The following is a 17,772-nucleotide window of genomic DNA, read 5'->3' as shown; positions in this document are numbered from 1 at the left end:
CCAGAAGCATTATGCAACGATTAAGAAAAAACACACATGAAAAAGATATTCTATTTATTAAGTATACTGGCTTTATGCAACAGCTGTGAGCTAAATGAATTTCCGGAATCGTCAGCCTTAGAAGAAGACGTATTTGGAACCGAGGGAGGACTCCGTCGCTATTCGATCTCATTTTACAATGATCTGCCTTCTTCTTCTGATGCCTACAGATTGGACCAGATGTCTGATTATGGCGCTGTCAATAACCTCGACAATTTTTTAAAATTGAATGCCTATACGGCACAGACAAGTTCTGGATGGGATTGGAAGAACCTTAGAAATATCAATCATTTTTTAGCAAGCAATAACCGGTCAAACGTATCGGAAACAAGTCGTAACCATTACAATGGTGTTGCTCGCTTTTTTAGAGCATACTTTTACTATAAAATGGTCACTCGTTTCGGCGATGTACCCTGGGTGGATAAGGCTCTTTCAATTACTGACAACGATATCTTATATGGGGACCGCGGAGACCGTACTGTAGTGATGGATCATATCTTGGCAGATCTGGATTATGCCTACGCGAATATACAGACCAGCTCCTCTACAGACGGTTCGGAGATCACGAAATGGACTGCTCTGGGACTGAAAACAAGAATTGCACTTTTTGAAGCTTCATTTCGTAAATACCATACTGAGCTGGGCTTAGCATCAACTGCAAACAAATATTATAAACAGGTGGTGGATGCCGCTCAGGAACTGATGACAAAGGGACCGCACAGTATCTATACCGCTAGAGGTCCCGAACTATCGCAACGTCAGCTTTTTGTCAGTGATGCTGCAGTTACTCAAGAGGTCATGCTAGCTATTGCTTTTAATAAGAACCTGGCCATCCTAAGTTCTGCGAACTGGTATTGGACTTCTCCGACTTATGGCCCACGTTATAGTTTTGTAAGACCGTTTATCAATACGATATTAAACCGAGATGGTACACCGTATACGAATAGAACGGGGTACAATACACAAGAGTTTTATGATGAGTGTCAAAATAGAGATTACCGCTTATCTCAGCTGATCCGTACCCCAGGCTATAAAATAGATGGAAAACCAGCAGCACCAAATTTTAATGGTTATTCGTACACAGGTTATCAGCCAATAAAATATACACTTGATGAAAGTAAATATGATAATGGACAGCTAAATACGAATGCTATTCCATTGATGCGCTATGCAGAAGTACTGCTTAATTATGCTGAGGCACGTGCTGAATTGGGTGAAATTACAGATGGCGACTGGCAAAAAACTATTGGTGCACTACGTTCGCGTGCAGGTATTACAGGAGGTACCTCGCAATTACCGACAGTGATTGATACTTACATCAAAGAAAAATTCTTTAAAGATATCGACAACCCTGTACTGCTAGAAATAAGACGTGAAAGACAAGTTGAACTGGCGCTTGAAGGTTTTAGATTTAATGATCTAAAAAGATGGAATGCGGGTCATATCATGGCTTCTTTAGAATGGTCCGGTATCTATATTCCGGAATTGGACAAACCGATGGATCTGGATCGCGACGGCACTGTAGATGTTATCTTCTATGACGGCAATAATAAAGGTCCTTCGGTAACGGTTGGCGCCAAAGTTGCAAAAATAGCTATTGGTGGACCAGCGACTAACTACCAGACGTTAACTGCAGATAAACATCTGGAGTGGTTTAAAGCGCAAACACGTACCTGGTATGATGACGGCAGACAGTACTACTATCCAATACCAAGCAATGCGATTGTTTTAAACAAAAATTTGAAAAATTATCCTTTCTGGCAATAGTAGGTCTGCTACTTAACCTAGTAATATGAATATTTAGAAAAAATATGAAAACAGGCTATATCAAAACCATGCTCTGCCTCATGATTTCGGCAGTTACATTAACTGCTCAGGCTCAAAAAATGCGCGTGGCGACGTATAATCTTCGCTATGATACGCCTAATGATAGTCTGGACCGCTGGCAAAACAGAGTGACTCCGATCGCGCAATTAATCCAATTTCATGAATTTGATATCTTTGGGACACAAGAAGCATTAAAGAATCAATTGGATGATCTTAGTAAGCAACTCCCTCAATTTGAACGTTATGGACTAGGACGAGATGACGGTAAAGCTGCGGGCGAGCATGCGGCAATTTATTATAAAAAGGACCGTTTTGAGCTGGTCAGTAAAGGCGACTTTTGGTTATCTGAAACTCCAGATAGACCGAGTCTAGGATGGGACGCGCCATCCAACATCAGAATATGTACTTGGATACAGCTAAAAGATAAAGATTCTAAAAAGTCGTTCTTCCTCTTCAATGCTCATTACGACCATCGCGGAATATTAGCCCGCAAAGAATCGAGCTTGTTAATATTAAAAAAGATTACTGAAATCGCAAAAGAACAGCCAGTTATACTTATGGGTGATTTTAATGGCGATAGCAATTCTGAATGGTATAAGAGTTTAGCGACATCTGATTTATTGAAAGATACTTATCATATGGTAAGCATGCCCTATGCTTTAAATGGAAGCTCCAATGGTTTTCGGACAGGTGAAAAATTCCCTGTTCATAATACAATCATTGATCATATTTTTGTATCCAAACACTTCAAAGGTCATAAATGGGGAATTTTGACAGATACTTATTCCGGTAAATTTCCTTCAGACCATTTCCCTCTACTTACTGTACTGGAACTCTAATGATACATTTTAAGCCAAAAAGCTGTACTACCTAAAAAATAGTACGGCTTTTTTGCGATATAAATTATTCTAACTATTTTCAATTAGCTCTGTTTTTTGATTCAAATTCTTCAAATCTACCGTAATCAGTGTATCGATACTGATCTGATGATATTGACATAATTTCAATAAAACTTCTATCGGAGGCTCTGAGAGGGCTTCCTCGTACTTCGCGTACCTAGCGCGTGTAATGGTTAAGTCTGCTGCTATCTCGCGCTGTGATATCCCTTTTTGTGCTCTTAAATACTTCAAGTTTTTTGACAACATCATACTGCTAATATTTATAGCTTCAAATTTAATAAAAATACTAATATAATTAGTATTTTTGTTGTATCATATTTTAATAAGCATAATAGGAACGTTACTATATATAAATCCGAAGAGCCAGCTGCTGTTTTTGATAACCAAAAAACGTACAATTGGAGACTCTAAAGTTTATAGTAAATGAAGAAAACACCTATTGACTGTTACCACTTTACTAAAACATATACGATGAATTTATTTAATGACACTGAAATATTCGCACCTGGCCATGGAGGTAAGGTTGTATTCGATCTACCTGATACGGAACTCATGCTAATTGATTCTTTTTTTTCAAAGGAAGAATCGGACCATTACTACAATACTTTGCTCCATAATACGAAATGGCGCGAATATGAAATGGAGATCTTTGATAAAACAGTTAAAGCGCCACGCATGATCGCTTGGTATGAGGATAAAAGCAATTTGGGTGCTGATCCCGCAGGTCCTGACTGGACCACAGCACTATTAGCCATCCGAAAACGAGTGGAAAAAGAAACTGGTTTAAGCTTTAATGCTGTTTTGCTCAACCTCTACCGTAACGGGAAAGATGGTGTTGCGTGGCATAGTGATCATACTGATAAGTCTGGTCCTAATCCTGTGATTGCATCGCTCAGTTTTGGGGAAACACGTTTATTCCGACTGCGTCATAAATTTCTAAAGGATATAAAGCAGATCGAAATTCCTCTGCATCATGGATCTTTCCTGCTGATGGCTGGTACGACAAACAGTTGCTGGCAGCACCAGGTACCTAAAACAGCTCGACAAATTCTGCCCAGAATAAATCTGACCTTTAGAATGGTCTGCCGTGCTAATACTCGTGACGATGTGGCTTTATAGGAGTGTCCGGCTGTTAAAATTTAATTTACATTAAAATCCATCAACCGGACACTGTTTATGAAAACGATCGTCTTAAAAGACGAGTTTTATTTTCTTTTATTGTTCCCAAACGAGTGCACTTGCACCTAAAATAGCGGCATCTGCTTCAGGAAGCTCACTAAATACCAATCTCACTTTATCTCTAAAGATGGGAAGTAGGTTTCTTTCCATATGTAATTTTGCAGGTTTGAGAATAAAGTCTCCGGCTTGAATAACTCCGCCAAACAATAAGATCGCCTCAGGAGATGAAAACATCACAAAATTAGCTAATGCTTCACCCAGCTTCTGTCCTGTATAGCGGAATACTTCAATAGCAATTGGATCTTCTTTTATGGCACACTCGTAAACTGTTTTAGAATTGATTGATTCTTCTGGATATTGATTGAGCATAGAACTTGGAAATTCTGCTCTCATTTTCTTCGCTGTAATGGCTATGCCGGTAGCAGATGCATAGGCTTCCAGACTTCCTTCCGAACCTGTACTCCAGTGTTTTCTACCTCCTGGTTTTACAATGGTATGTCCTAACTCTCCCGCAAAACCATCATGTCCATAGATTACATTTCCATTGGCAACGATTCCGCTTCCTACACCTGTTCCTAAAGTAATCATGATAAAATCTTTCATACCACGTGCTGCTCCGAAAAGCATCTCTCCCAAAGCTGCCGCATTCGCATCGTTGGTAATGGTACACTCCATACCAAATTTATTTTCCATAAGTTCGGCAAAAGGAATTACACCTTTCCAAGGTAAATTAGGAGCTAATTCTACCGTACCTGTATAGTAATTACCGTTAGGTACACCGAGACCAATTCCATCAAAGTTTTTCACTGTACCGTATTTCTCGATAAGTGGAGAAACCTGAAGATATAATGCATCAATAAAATCTTCTATTTTCTTATATTCATCTGTTCTTAGGGATCCTTTTTCTAGAACTTCCCCGCGATGATTTACCACTCCGAATTTCGTATTGGTTCCACCAATATCGATTCCGAGAGCGACTCGTCTTGACAAGTTTGTTAACGCCATTTCTCTGTTTAATATGCTAAATCGCTAAAACTATAAAAAAAAATGTATAAATGCGCTATTTAAAAATACTTAATCGATCTTAATGTGTGCTTTATGGAGAGAAAAATGCACTAAAAAGGCATCGCTACTCGATAATAAACGGATATATATTTTTACAAAAAAGTTTCTGGTTAAGGTAACGGAGTACATAATTCAATTAGAAAACCATCTAAATCTCTCACATATGAAACGGTCTGTCCCCAAGGCTTGACTGTAGGCTGTTCAACAATAATTCCATTATACTCCCATACTTTGTCTACTAGATCTTCAACATTATCCGTGATAACGCCCAATTCTATTCCAAAAGGTTTCGCTAAACGAGAACTTTCCTGATATCCTGCACTCAAATTAGTCTGTGCTAAACTGTGTTTGGCAAATGAAATGGTGGTTTCTCCTGTTATTAATTCACCGTAGTCATTTTCAGGTGTTATAAATTTTCGTACAAAGCCAAATACTTGTTCATAAAACTGAATGGCCCGTGTCACATCGGACACATATAAGATAGTATATTTAAATTTGATCATTTTTAACTGTTTTGTTTCTTCAAAATTTTACCGTTTTTATTTTCGCTATATCAATTTGACGTTGTATCAAGTTACTGGAAATAGACAAGTTCGTCGCCTTACTGTGTTTTAGCTAACACAAAAATAAGTCTGTTAATGACAACAGTATGTCAGTAAACCTTATTAAAATACGATAAAAAATAAAAAAGCCTTGTCGAAGTGATCAAGGCTTTTTATAGTTCAATTACAGCTTAATCGGTTCTACTATTGTCAAGTGCTCCTGCTGCTGCACCTAAAGCCACCACCCCTCCTAACAGCAAAGCATTTTCACCTTTTACTTTCTTATAAGCCATTAGATCACCTTGTTTTGTATAATACTCAAGTACATTATTTAATGATGTACCAGTCTGAAATAATGTTTCAGCATAAAATTTTTGTTCTGTAGTTCTGAAAGTAACCTCGCCATTATTCAACACAGAATAGCTCAAAAAACTGCTCAGGATATAAGGCGAATCCTGTATGTTAAACTTGGCTTGTTGTACATTATATGTTCCACCGTTCATGCCATACCGCACAACTTTTTCTTTTTTTGCTTGGGATACCGATTTCTTTACATCATCGCGAAGATCAAAAAACCTTCCATCGACAAACGCATGAGGTGGTATTAATAACATATCTTTAGGTAATGTTGCTGTGCCGTTAAAATATCCATGAATAATATCCTCACTAAAAGCGGAAACATTCTGATTCACTTTACCTTTTAAATCTATCTGGTTGTTAGCGTAACTAAGGGCCTTTCCGTTGATTACTAGTGCAGAATTTTTTAAGTTCCACATGATTGGATAATCTAATTTATTTTCAACCTTAACATATACTTTACCATCCTTCCCCGCAAAAGAGTATTGAACAGCCAAAGTGTCATTTGTGTATAAGAAAGTTCCTTGGTCTTTTTCTTTAATCGTATTGGTGGTATTAACAGTCATCAGGTAATTTGAAGAACAAGCTGACAAGAATAAAGCAGTGCAGAGCGGAATAAATGATTTGTACATCTTCATTTTCAATATGGGTTAATTTAGTAATGGGTTCTTAGCGCGATAAACTTTGAAAGTTTCGTCTGTGATACTCTAAGATATTACAAATATTTAAAAATAAAGTAGCCCTATAACCTATATTTCACTTTATTAATTACCTAATGACCCTAACAAACTGTAAACGTTGTATTTAAATTGACCCAGGAACATGTAAATTATTCTAAAAATCTTGCGATCTGTAATACCGTAAATGTGATTAATTCTTCATCTACTATCCCTGATTCATCGGCCATCATATACCCGCCGTGGGTGGCAGGAAGTATGCATAATCTTGCATCAGGGAGCAAATGACTGATGGTTGCGGCATGTGTGACTGTAACAACATCTCGATCTCCATAAATGAGCAGAACAGGATTTTTAATATGCTGCATATCACGATCTTTCCAGTCTTCAAAATGGATCATCCGCTGACTGTCTTTTTGAAACATATTATGCAACTCATCTATATTCGAATTTAGTTTCAGAAAGTTCTCTTTCAGATAGGTCGGCATATTATCAATTGTTGCCTGTTCCATTGCTTGAAAGAAACCTGGTATCAGGCCATTTCTTTTATAAACTCCAGAGGCTGCTACGATCTTCACGACGCGATCTGGGTAAATCTTTGCTATCTCTAAGGCAGTCGTAGCACCATTGCTAAATCCAAAAAAAGAGGCTTTAGGTATTCCCAACAGATCCAATAATGCGACAATATCCTTTGCATCCTGTTCAAAAGTTTCAGGTTCTTCCCTATGATCTGAGCGTCCGTGATTTTGCAGATCAATGCCGATCAGCAAAAAGCGTTCTTGTAACCGGATAATCGTTTCTCTAAAATCAAACTGTATAGAACCCGCCCCTCCATGAATCAAAACCAAAGGTTCACCTGTTCCATAAATTTCATGATACAGGCGAATTCCGTTTACCTCTAGGTATCCTGTTACATGTGCTTCCATGCTAATATGTGATCTTGTCATCTACACCGTAACTCATACTCGAATAATTAAGGATACGTCTCATCAATGCCATCTGCCCGCCAATATAATCCTGCCTACCTATACACATTCCGATAAAATTGAGTTTATCTTCTGTAACAAAGGGGATATTCATTCCAATCGGAAATAATTCAGACAATTGTTCATCATTGACGGCCAATAAACTCCGGTAAACTTTAGGAGAGATTTTATGAAAACTAGCAATGAGATCGGCTAGAGTCGGGTATTGAAATTGTTCATCTAATGTCTTTCCCATATAAAACAAATCGTTATAGGGATCTGTTTCTTCCAAACCTAAAATGTTTGCTATTCCGTAACGTACATTGACAAAGTTGCCGGCCATCCAAATAATATGATTCGTTCGTCCATCGATCCGCTTCTTGGCATCCACTTCAGATATCCCAGATAACACACTTAAAAAAGTCTGTGTATGCATTCTATAAGCGGGAATAATCACTTCTAGTTTTGTTGATTTTGGCTTATCCATTGTTTATTGATTTAGTGATGGTTAACTACCATCTGTTTAATCAAAAATAAACAATAGATCATAAAGTCCCCTTGCCCTATGACAAGAAAACAAACTATCGTCTGCCATTTAAGTCTTGGACTGGTTTATAGTGTCGCAAGTTCTAATTCAAGAAACGCTTGTGGTAAATACTGAATAATATCTGAGGGAAGAAGACTATAAGTACCGATGGTCTTAACTGCCAAATCTGCTGCCTTTCCATGTAAATATACACCCATGATTAACGCTTCGTTTGCAGGATATCCCTGTCCAAGCAATGCGGTTATAATCCCTGTTAATACATCGCCGCTACCCCCTGTTGCCATTCCTACATTTCCTGTACTATTCAAGTAGATCTTACCGTCGCTCATCACCATTGCACTATTTGCTCCTTTTATCAATATATTGACCTGATATTTACTTGCAAATTCTTTTACTTTTTCTAATTTATCCCAATCGTCCATCCACGATCCTATAATCCGATTCAGTTCTTTTGGATGTGGAGTCAGAATGGTGTTTTTCGGTATAAAGCTCCATAATTCGGGATTTTTTGACATCATATTTAAACCGTCAGCATCTATAATCAATGGCGTTTGGATTCCTCTACTTATGTAATCTATCCAGGCTACACTTGTTTCTGCTGCGGTTCCCATTCCTACTCCAATGCCAACAGCCTGATAATTTGCTAAGTCGGGCATGGTGGTTATCACATCATTATGGTCATCTAATAAGACCATAGCTTCGGGCACAGCAGTCTGGATAATGATATGCCCGCAAGCAGGTACAAAGGCGGTAGCTAAACCACAGCCACTTCGCAAAGCTGCTTTTAGTGCCAGCTGGACAGACCCCATTTTTCCCTTGCTTCCCCCTATGATCATGCTATGTCCAAAATTGCCTTTATGTTCAAATTTTTTCCTTTTTCTATAGTATTTGAGTATTAACCCTTTTTCCACATAAATCAAATCGGAATTTTCTTTTTCAATAGCATTTTTACTCAATTGAATGTCCAGTATTTGAAAATCATCATAAAAAACTTGGTTCTGAGGCATTAATAATGCGAGCTTAGGCATTTGGAAAGTATATACCAAATCTGCATGAATCACAGGAGCAGTAATCGATGTTGGTCTATCTGCCAATAAGCCTGAAGGCATATCAATGGCATATACAGGAACATCAGCTTCATTGATCTGCTTGCAGATATAAGCCCATTTTCCGTCTAATTCTTCTCGCAGTCCATATCCGAACAGACAATCTATAACAATGGTATTATCCGGGATTTGTAACTGATCTGTTTCGTTAAAAAAATGAATTTGCGCCGCGGATAATCTTGCCTGATTGCGGCTATTATCAGGCGCGTAAATTTCGGATTTTAGGACATATACCATCACATTGGCTAAATGTGCATCTAATAAACGTGCTAATACCAATCCATCTCCGCCGTTATTTCCTTTTCCGCAGATGATGGTGAAATGTTGTTTTGGGAGATCTGGGTACTTGATCTTTAATGCAGCAAAGACCGTTTGGGAAGCTCTTTCCATTAAATCTAAGCTTGTAATTTGTTGTTCGTTGCAGGTCAGTACATCTGCGTTCATCATTTGTTTTGCGGTAAGAATTTTCATTTGATCCAGATATACGCTAAATATACTTGTATTTATTTAATGTTTAATTTTATAAATTCCTGATCGAGATTAATCAATTCTGGGAGTGCATAAAATGAAAAATAGGTAACACTTGCCCATTCTCTATCTTGCAAAAGTAGGCTATAGGAGCGTATACAGTTTTGAATGTGATTTTGATAGAGTTTAATCCAATGACCTTCATTTTTGATGTCGTAATTTTGGAATTTTTTTTCAGCTTCTTGAGAAATGTAATCGAACTGTTTTTGATCTAGGGCAAGTGCTTTACCTTTTATAACTTCTAGTAGCATAGGCTGGGTCTCTGTGTAGTAACGTTTGGCTCGCTTACATGCGGAAAGCACTTTTTTATTCTTTGACTTTTGCTCTATCAGTTGGGTCATAAATAATCCCTCGGTACGCATGAAAACAATGTTCGTCAGAATCGCTTCTTCCTGCGATACCTGCTTTAACTGCTGGGGGTTGGCATTTACAAAAGTTGCAATGAAAAAAAGTAGTAAAGGTATGCGCATATGTCTCACATCTGGTCGCTTGAAATAATCTGTACAACTTTTAAACAAATTACATCCTCTTATTGTTTAGATTTTCTCTATTTCAAGTTAAAAAACAACCATTTATATTTAGAAATCGAAAAAATTAAAGCGCTCCAAAATAAACAAATAAACTTCATGCTTAGGTGATCAATACATGAGGAGATGGTCAAGAGCTGTTTATGATAACGAAAATAATCCCTATTCATGTTTTGCAAATGGCTGTTATCAGGGATAAAAATGGTAAAAAACTATCATGACTTTTGTGTTAGAATTACATTAATATCATGAAGAGAATAACACTAACACTAGCAACAGTGTGCTTAATGAGCTTAAGTGCCCTAGCTCAATCCAACAAGTTTTTTCGTATCGATTACGGAATAAAATCGGGAGAAAACAATGGACAGCTGGATGATACGCAATTAAGAGCTTGGGTGAATCAGGATTATATGCGCATCGCTTATACGCAGGATGAAAGTCACATCGAGATAAAAGATAAGAAAAAATTAAAATCATTTATTTTAGTTCCTAACTCTCAAGAGTACTTGATGCTACAAGACGGTACCAAAAATGATTACAGTGATATCCAGATCGAATACATAAAAGGCCAAGAGAAAAAAATAGCGGGATATACATGTAAACTAGCAATAATTAATATAGGAACTGATGAGGAGTCTGGCGAGGATGTAAAACTTGCGGTTTATTATACTGAGCAGATCCCTAATTTATCTTGGGCGGAATTCAATTTCTTAGAAACTTTACCTGGGGCACCATTGTCAATTACGGTATCGGGAGATGGCTACATTGCAAAAAAGATCGACTCTGAGGAATTGACTCAAGAGCTATTCGAAATTCCAGAAAGTTATACGGAAATGCAAGCTGATAGTGCAATAGGATATGGTGATCTTCAAGTTGCTGATAATCGCTATATTTTCACTAATGAAACCGGAGATTTATATGGACTAAAAGATGAGAATGATCAAGTTTTTTTTCAACCTAAGTATACTTTTATAGCACCTTTTGATGGAGACATATCTATAGTAAACAATGCAGAGGATAAATTTGGAGCGATCAACTTAGCCGGTCAAGAAATTATTACGCTACAACACGATTTTCTAAACTATTCTGACGACTCCAAAACATTCATGTACGGTGCACAAGATAAATACGGTTTATTACGTGCTGATGGAAGCGTTTTGATTAACGCAACATATGAGATGGTGAGTTTTCCGGAAAATGGGCTGATCCAATTCATGAAAAATGATAAAAGCGGTTTTATGAATGAGAAGGAGCAGGTGATCATACCAGCAGTACATGAACACATTTTCATGAGAAATAAAGACTATTTTATTACGTTCGAGGATACTTCTTATTCTTTACTCTCTATTAAAGATAATAAAAAAATAGCCGGAGGATATGAATATATGGCTTTACCTGATGAAGGAAATATTTTCTTAGCGATGAAAAATGGTAAGTATGGATACATTGATGAAAAAGGTAAAACAATTATTCCTTTTAAATTTTCAACAGCACTTGCGTTTGATAATGGTGTAGCCATTGTCTCGGAAGATGAAGCTGGTGAAAACATATATTATATTGATACTAAAGGTCTAGAGGTTGCTGCTGTAGAGGCTGAATAATATGAGAAAACTCCCATATTTATTTTACTAAATATGGGAGTTTTCTTGCATTTATGGAGTTTAAACAACTATTTTAATGTTTCGATCTATACATTGTTTATAAAAAATGATATCTTAGTCTCCTATATAACAGGTCCAGAATGAATGCAAATGAAGAAGAGTGCACTATATTTTACCAATAAATCGAGAGAAACTCTGCTTCTATTAATCTTGTGTTTTTTATTTAACTTTTCTTCTGCTCAGGAAGTGCTAGATAAACTAAAGGAACAATATGATAAAGTATCTGTTACGAATCCAGAAAGATTAATAGTTGCCGGCAAATATGCAACTGCCTTATTTTTCAATCAACAAGAAGTTAAGGCCGGTCAAATCCTTAAAGATAATATCCAGATAGCAAGTCGCTTACCAGATGGAAAATATGCGGCTAATCTTTATGCGATTGAGGCTATGAATTATAGAATCAGCGAGCGTATAAAAGAATCTAAAAGTAGTTTTGATAAGGCAAAAGAGTTTGCTAGCAAATCTAAAGATGTAGAGATCAAGGGTTATATAAGTTATTGTGAAGGATGGCTATATACCAGAAATAATAAAGAAGGTGAAGCTGTTAGAAGTTTTCTACGTGCGATCCGCTATTTTGATCAGGCTCCCCCATCCCGTACACTTAATAGCCGTAAATCTACAACTTACAAGGAGCTAACTTCAATTTATGCGAATTGGAATGAGCATCAGCTACAGGAGAAATATAGTCTACTTGCTTTAGATCTTGCTATTCAACAAAATGATCCCATTGCTATATTTGACGCTTATATGCTCATGGGGTATATGTATGAACAACAGTACATAAAGAACGATACTAACCACAAATTACGAGATCAGGCAGAAAAGTATTACCTCTTAGCTATTAATACGTATAACAAAAATAAGGCTACAATCCCCTTCCCATCTAATCTATCTTTTGTTGCTAATAATCTAGCTTACCTCTACTTTAGTTTTTTTCCTGATTCTTATCAAGATCAGGCAATTCAATATGCTGAGCTCGCCCTAAAGCAGGGAGCAGCGACTCAACAATACACGCATGTTGCGTCTGCTTACGGTATAATGGCGGAGATCGCACTGAAAAACAAAAAACCTGAGCGTGCTAAAGCCTATTTGTTGTCGGCACTTATGGAGATTACTAAAAGCAGTGTTCCGGATCAGAACATCATCCTCAGTATTTACGAGAATCTCTCTGAAATTGCGGAACAGGAGAATAATCTTGCTGAAGCCATACGTTACCATAAAGTGTATATGGAAACATTTAAATCCATATACAATCAAGAACAATTGGAATTGGGTAAACGACTAGAAGCACAGTTTGATAAAGAAAGACAGCAACAACAACTTATCAGAATGCAACTGGAAACGGATAAAAAAGAACAGCAGCTCCGTTTGCTGCATACCGTCAGTCTGCAGCAAAAACAGCAATATGAGAATTTGAAGTTGCATGAAGAAAATCAGCGAAAAGAACTTGAGCTCACACAGCTTGAATCTGAAAAAAGAACCCAGGAACTTAAGCTATCTCGTTTAGAGACACAAAATCGTGCTCAGGACATCCTCAGTTTCAAAAATGAGATTTCTTATAAAGAGAAAATAAATAAATATTATGTGGCTTTGATCTTGTTTTTTTTACTGGTTCTACTATTAATGCTATACGCATATAAACAGCGATCCAAAAGTATGCGTCAAAATAAGGAACTGTACAATTTCTCTTTAGATAAGGAACGTCAGAATTCAAAAATATCAATATTAACTGCTATGCTTGATGGTCAGGAACAGGAACGAGGACGATTGGCCAGGGACCTTCATGATGGACTAGGAGGCCTCTTATCCACCACAAAAATCAGTTTATCTCAATTGACAAATAAAGTGGATAGCCCAATGAAAAATGATATGCAAAAATCTCTTCTGCAATTGGATACTGCTGTAGAAGAGCTAAGACGCGTAGCTCATAATCTGATGCCCGATTTGCTAAATAGATATGGTCTTGAGGAAGCATTACAAGATTACGCTGTTCGTATGTCCAATGTAGAATTGGATATTGATGTACAATTTTTACATTATTCGAATCAACTTACAAAAGATGAACAATTACTTGTTTATCGGGTAATCCAGGAGTTGGTTAATAACGCAATAAAACATGCTGCCCCCAAACAAATTATCATTCAAATTGTAGAAGAAGCTGATTATTACACCATCACTGTTGAAGATGATGGAAAAGGATTTGATATTGATCAGGTTAAGGGTAATCACTCAGCAGGCCTTCATAATATACAATCGCGGATCGATTTCCTTAAAGGGAAATTTACTATACAGTCGGAAAAAGATGTGGGGACAAGTGTTGAAATTATATTTCCAAAAAAATAAAATAAATGATTAAAATAGCAATTACAGATGATCATCCTTTGCTTTCGGAAGGATTGAAAAATATCCTTTCTAAGGAAGATATGTTAGAAGTAGTGGGTTGTTATCCTGATGCATCAACCATGCATAAAGCGCTTTCGGATGGGCCTGTTGATGTGCTTTTACTGGATATTAATCTTCCTGATGCCAATAGTATTGAGCTGATCAAACCGTTACGGTCCAAGTATCCTCAAATGCGTATTATAGTAATCAGTGTACATAACGAATATGCTGTTATCAATAGTGTACTGCAAGAGGGGGCCCAAGGTTATATTCAAAAAAATGCTTCTGTGGAAGAGATTGTTGCCGGAGTTGAACAGGTTATAAAAGGAAACAAATTTCTATGTTCTCAAACCAAAAATATTGTTGAAAGAAAATCAAAAGATGAACTCAAAAGTGTTCCAAAATTGACCCGTAGGGAAAAGGAAGTACTAACTGAGGCATCTTTGGGATTAACAACGGGGCAAATCGCAGAAAAACTATTTATTAGTCCGCATACTGTGGAAAGTCACCGTAAAAATTTGATTGAGAAATTTGACGCAAAAAATCTTAGTTCTGCAATTAAATTAGCGTTAGAATATGGATTGATTCGTCAATAGTAGAACTTTGATTGGTAAAACCACTAGTTTCGGGGATTGTAGAAATTGCTTCTAATCTCTAGCTTTGAGTAGACGTAAAATTGCTAAGAACCTAGAAAGAAAATCTGATGCCGTACGATGATGGCACGGTAATTAGCAGGAATAATAGCAAATCCTTTAAAACAATAAAAAATGATAAAACTTAAGTCGTTTTCGCGATTAATAATCTTAATCTGCTGTTGCAGTTTATTGACAAGTTGCTTTGACTTTATCGAAGATATCAATCTAAATGCCAATGGTTCTGGCAGTATTAAAGCTACACTCAACCTTAGTAAAAGTAGTACTAAAGTGGCCTCTCTGATGAAATTAAAAAGTGTAAATGGCATTCAAATTCCGACAAAAGAGAAGATAAAGAGTGAAACCGAGGACATGATCCGTATTTTAAAAAATACCCCAGGTATAAGTCAGGTGCAATATAATTTAGATTTTAACAATTATATTGCAACTGTCTCCTGCAATTTCGCTTCCGTAAATGCTCTGAATAATTTTAGTAAAGCGCTTGGAACTCATTTTAAAAGTGCCCTAGGTAATAATAATAATTATTCCTACGATGCTAAAACTGGAACCTTTACCAGAACATATACACACTCTCCTACTTTAAGTAAAGAGTATGCCCGTATATCTGAAACTGACCGCAAATATTTTAATGATGCCTTTTACACACAGATTATACGTTTTGATAAAACGGTCAAATCACAAAAACATGCTTCAGCAAAAATATCCAGTTCTGCAAAAGCTGTTCTACTTAAGTTAAAGGCTACAGATCTTGCTAGTGGCAAAGTTTCATTAGCCAATACCATCACTTTAAATAACAAATAACTACATGAATATTAAATTCTTACCCTTGTTAGCATTATCTGCTTTTGCAGGAATGGAGGCTACAGCTCAAGAACTGACCAGCAAAATACCGGCTCATGCCGACTTTGTTGTTTCTATTAATAATAAAGCTATCGTAGAACAAAGTTCTATGGAACTGCTAAACGAAACACTAACTAAACTAGGTGCATTTGAACAGGCCAAAAACATGGATTTTCCAATCAAAAACCTAAAAGAGCTGGACTTTAATCTAGATAAACAGGCTTATGTTTACCGTGCAAATACCGATAGTTTACACTACATTGGAATTTTACTTCCCCTGAAAGCAAACCATCAGGTCAAACAACATATGTTTTCACAATATGAAGTTCTTCCAATATATAATGGATATGAAAGAAGAGTTTCCAAAGATGGTAAAACACAGGTTGCCTGGAATTCAGAAACAATGTTTATTCTCACAGGTGATGTACACAGTCAGTATTTTCAAATGAAAGATGTAGCAGACCGTTACGGCTTAGATCTTGGCTCTTATGCGACGGACACCTGGACCTATAATGAAGCATTAGGTGATGCGGCAACCGCAGCTACAGCTGCTGCTGAAGAAGCTGTGGAGGCTATGGAAGAAGAAACTTTTGAGAGTGAAGAGGAAATTTTACCTGATACCGTGAACGTATTAGAAGAAATAAGCGAAGCTGAAATGGAGGCCGTTGAAGCTGTTGTTGATTCGACTATAGCCATATCCGCAGATCAATGGGATGATTCAGTAGACACAGTAGAGGCTTACGATTTGGAGTCGGACTCACTTTATCTTCTAAATCAAGCTCGAGAAGCTAAAAATGATTCTATTAAAAATAAATTATTTGGAACATGGCTTGCAAATGACTTTAATGGCTACTTAGATCCTAAGAGCAACATGGCAAACAATAAAGCGATCAAATTAACAGATAACAAACATCTGATTCGTCTCTGGGTGCCCAATGTAGATAAATTATATCAAGGTGCATTGCCTTATGATGTGTTAAAATTGGCCTATGGTATTGATATGGATAAATTTAAATATGGATATGAGGAAGGTACATTTGATTTAATCCAGGATCAGCATACGATTAAGTTTACTGGAACTTTGGGAGTCGATGCTGAAATGGCAAAGATTTTCAAACCGTTGTACAATGGTAAAATCAACAAGAAATTTGCAAAATATATCCCTGAAAACCATTTGGCATATGCGGCCGTAAATATTAATACGGAAGCTTATCTAAAACAACTGCCAGCCCTTGTGAATCGTTGGTATGCTCCCATTGCAGGCGAATATAGTGACGTTGTCACCATTGGCGCTACAGCTTTAGAAATTGCACTAGATGAGAAAGCAATCGGTAAAGTGATGAAAGGTGACCATGCTTTTTTCTTAAATGATCTTCAAAAGGTTAATAAAGAGTATGTAACCTATGAGTATGATGATGATTACAATTACAAAGAAATTACGAAAATGAAAGATGAGTATGTACCTAATTTCTTATGGATGTTTACTTCTCAAGATCAAAGATTGTATAAACGTACACTTGACTTCGCTGTAAAAAAACAAGAAGTAACTTTGGAAAATGGTATTTACAAAATTGCTGAGCAGAAAAATATAAAACCAATCTATATCCTTTTCAAGGAAGATCTTGTATTTGTGGGTAGTGATGTACAACAATTAACTTCTATTGAACAAAACCGTTTTAAAGGTACTAAAAATGCAAAAGTGAAAAAGGATTTACTTGCTAACCCATTCAATTTGGTTGTTCACGCAAATGCTATTCCTGAAGTAGTCCATAAACTAGAAGTACCAGTAACTGCTTCATTGCAACAAACAATGAAAGACCTATCGACTTACGGCGATATTCAATTAAAAGGAAGTACGTTAAAAAATCGTCAATTCTCTGGTGAACTTTCTATAGAATTGCCAAAAGAGGATAAAAATGCATTACAGTATATTTTAAAACATATCATGCAGAACATGGATAGTAAAATCGCTAATTAA

16 protein-coding genes are annotated in these 17,772 nt (G+C 36.7%); 8 read left to right on the top strand and 8 right to left on the bottom strand.

Annotated features, from left to right (window positions below):
• Positions 1 to 36: 36 nt before the first annotated feature.
• Together WH188_RS17780 and WH188_RS17775 are read left to right on the top strand one after the other, a co-directional pair.
• Positions 37 to 1,806 (top strand): RagB/SusD family nutrient uptake outer membrane protein, encoded by a 1,770-nt coding sequence (locus WH188_RS17780; RefSeq protein WP_168126857.1) that lies wholly within the window; start codon positions 37 to 39, stop codon positions 1,804 to 1,806.
• 44 nt (positions 1,807 to 1,850) lie between these two features.
• Positions 1,851 to 2,705 (top strand): endonuclease/exonuclease/phosphatase family protein, encoded by an 855-nt coding sequence (locus tag WH188_RS17775; protein WP_132773591.1) that lies wholly within the window; start codon positions 1,851 to 1,853, stop codon positions 2,703 to 2,705.
• A 69-nt stretch (positions 2,706 to 2,774) separates the two neighbouring features.
• Here the strand turns inward: WH188_RS17775 and WH188_RS17770 are convergent, their stop codons facing one another.
• A complete protein-coding gene (locus WH188_RS17770; protein WP_165905985.1) occupies positions 2,775 to 2,996 on the bottom strand; it encodes a helix-turn-helix domain-containing protein in 222 nt (73 codons plus the stop codon).
• Positions 2,997 to 3,317: 321 nt separating this feature from the next.
• Here WH188_RS17770 and WH188_RS17765 point away from each other — a divergent pair, with 321 nt between their 5' ends.
• A complete protein-coding gene (locus WH188_RS17765) occupies positions 3,318 to 3,884 on the top strand; it encodes an alpha-ketoglutarate-dependent dioxygenase AlkB family protein (RefSeq protein WP_207902510.1) in 567 nt (188 codons plus the stop codon).
• A 96-nt stretch (positions 3,885 to 3,980) separates the two neighbouring features.
• On the opposite strand, the gene WH188_RS17760 is transcribed toward WH188_RS17765, so the two are convergent.
• The 7 genes from WH188_RS17760 to WH188_RS17730 form a co-directional block, all read right to left on the bottom strand.
• Entirely contained in the window at positions 3,981 to 4,949 is a 969-nt protein-coding gene (locus WH188_RS17760) for an ROK family protein (protein WP_132773587.1), read from the bottom strand.
• Positions 4,950 to 5,119: 170 nt separating this feature from the next.
• Positions 5,120 to 5,512 (bottom strand): VOC family protein, encoded by a 393-nt coding sequence (locus WH188_RS17755; RefSeq protein ID WP_021190678.1) that lies wholly within the window; start codon positions 5,510 to 5,512, stop codon positions 5,120 to 5,122.
• A 230-nt stretch (positions 5,513 to 5,742) separates the two neighbouring features.
• Positions 5,743 to 6,546, bottom strand: a complete 804-nt coding sequence (locus WH188_RS17750; protein ID WP_165905984.1) for a hypothetical protein — start codon at positions 6,544 to 6,546, stop codon at positions 5,743 to 5,745.
• 191 nt (positions 6,547 to 6,737) lie between these two features.
• A complete protein-coding gene (locus tag WH188_RS17745; protein ID WP_132773584.1) occupies positions 6,738 to 7,511 on the bottom strand; it encodes an alpha/beta fold hydrolase in 774 nt (257 codons plus the stop codon).
• A gap of 1 nt (position 7,512) precedes the next feature.
• Positions 7,513 to 8,037: a DinB family protein gene (locus tag WH188_RS17740; protein ID WP_132773583.1), complete on the bottom strand. Its 525-nt coding sequence runs from the start codon at positions 8,035 to 8,037 to the stop codon at positions 7,513 to 7,515.
• Positions 8,038 to 8,162: 125 nt separating this feature from the next.
• Complete coding sequence (locus WH188_RS17735; RefSeq protein ID WP_206368333.1) at positions 8,163 to 9,674, bottom strand: NAD(P)H-hydrate dehydratase; 1,512 nt, start codon at positions 9,672 to 9,674, stop codon at positions 8,163 to 8,165.
• A 32-nt stretch (positions 9,675 to 9,706) separates the two neighbouring features.
• On the bottom strand, positions 9,707 to 10,201 hold the full coding sequence (locus WH188_RS17730; protein ID WP_339424445.1) for a hypothetical protein: 495 nt from the start codon (positions 10,199 to 10,201) through the stop codon (positions 9,707 to 9,709).
• Between the two features lie 305 nt (positions 10,202 to 10,506).
• Here WH188_RS17730 and WH188_RS17725 point away from each other — a divergent pair, with 305 nt between their 5' ends.
• The 5 genes from WH188_RS17725 to WH188_RS17705 all read left to right on the top strand — a co-directional run bounded on the left by WH188_RS17725 (position 10,507) and on the right by WH188_RS17705 (position 17,772).
• Positions 10,507 to 11,859, top strand: a complete 1,353-nt coding sequence (locus tag WH188_RS17725) for a WG repeat-containing protein (RefSeq protein WP_132773578.1) — start codon at positions 10,507 to 10,509, stop codon at positions 11,857 to 11,859.
• Positions 11,860 to 12,009: 150 nt separating this feature from the next.
• Entirely contained in the window at positions 12,010 to 14,262 is a 2,253-nt protein-coding gene (locus tag WH188_RS17720) for a sensor histidine kinase (RefSeq protein WP_168126862.1), read from the top strand.
• 5 nt (positions 14,263 to 14,267) lie between these two features.
• A complete protein-coding gene (locus WH188_RS17715; protein ID WP_132773576.1) occupies positions 14,268 to 14,897 on the top strand; it encodes a response regulator in 630 nt (209 codons plus the stop codon).
• Between the two features lie 171 nt (positions 14,898 to 15,068).
• Positions 15,069 to 15,755: a hypothetical protein gene (locus WH188_RS17710; protein WP_031288690.1), complete on the top strand. Its 687-nt coding sequence runs from the start codon at positions 15,069 to 15,071 to the stop codon at positions 15,753 to 15,755.
• Between the two features lie 4 nt (positions 15,756 to 15,759).
• Positions 15,760 to 17,772, top strand: a complete 2,013-nt coding sequence (locus tag WH188_RS17705; RefSeq protein ID WP_132773574.1) for a hypothetical protein — start codon at positions 15,760 to 15,762, stop codon at positions 17,770 to 17,772.

The sequence above is a fragment of the Sphingobacterium sp. MYb388 genome (assembly GCF_037479535.1).
In the GTDB taxonomy this organism is placed as follows: domain Bacteria; phylum Bacteroidota; class Bacteroidia; order Sphingobacteriales; family Sphingobacteriaceae; genus Sphingobacterium; species Sphingobacterium anhuiense.
The sequence above is the reverse complement of the archived record's forward strand: the minus strand, read 5'-3'. Positions and strand labels throughout refer to the sequence as shown.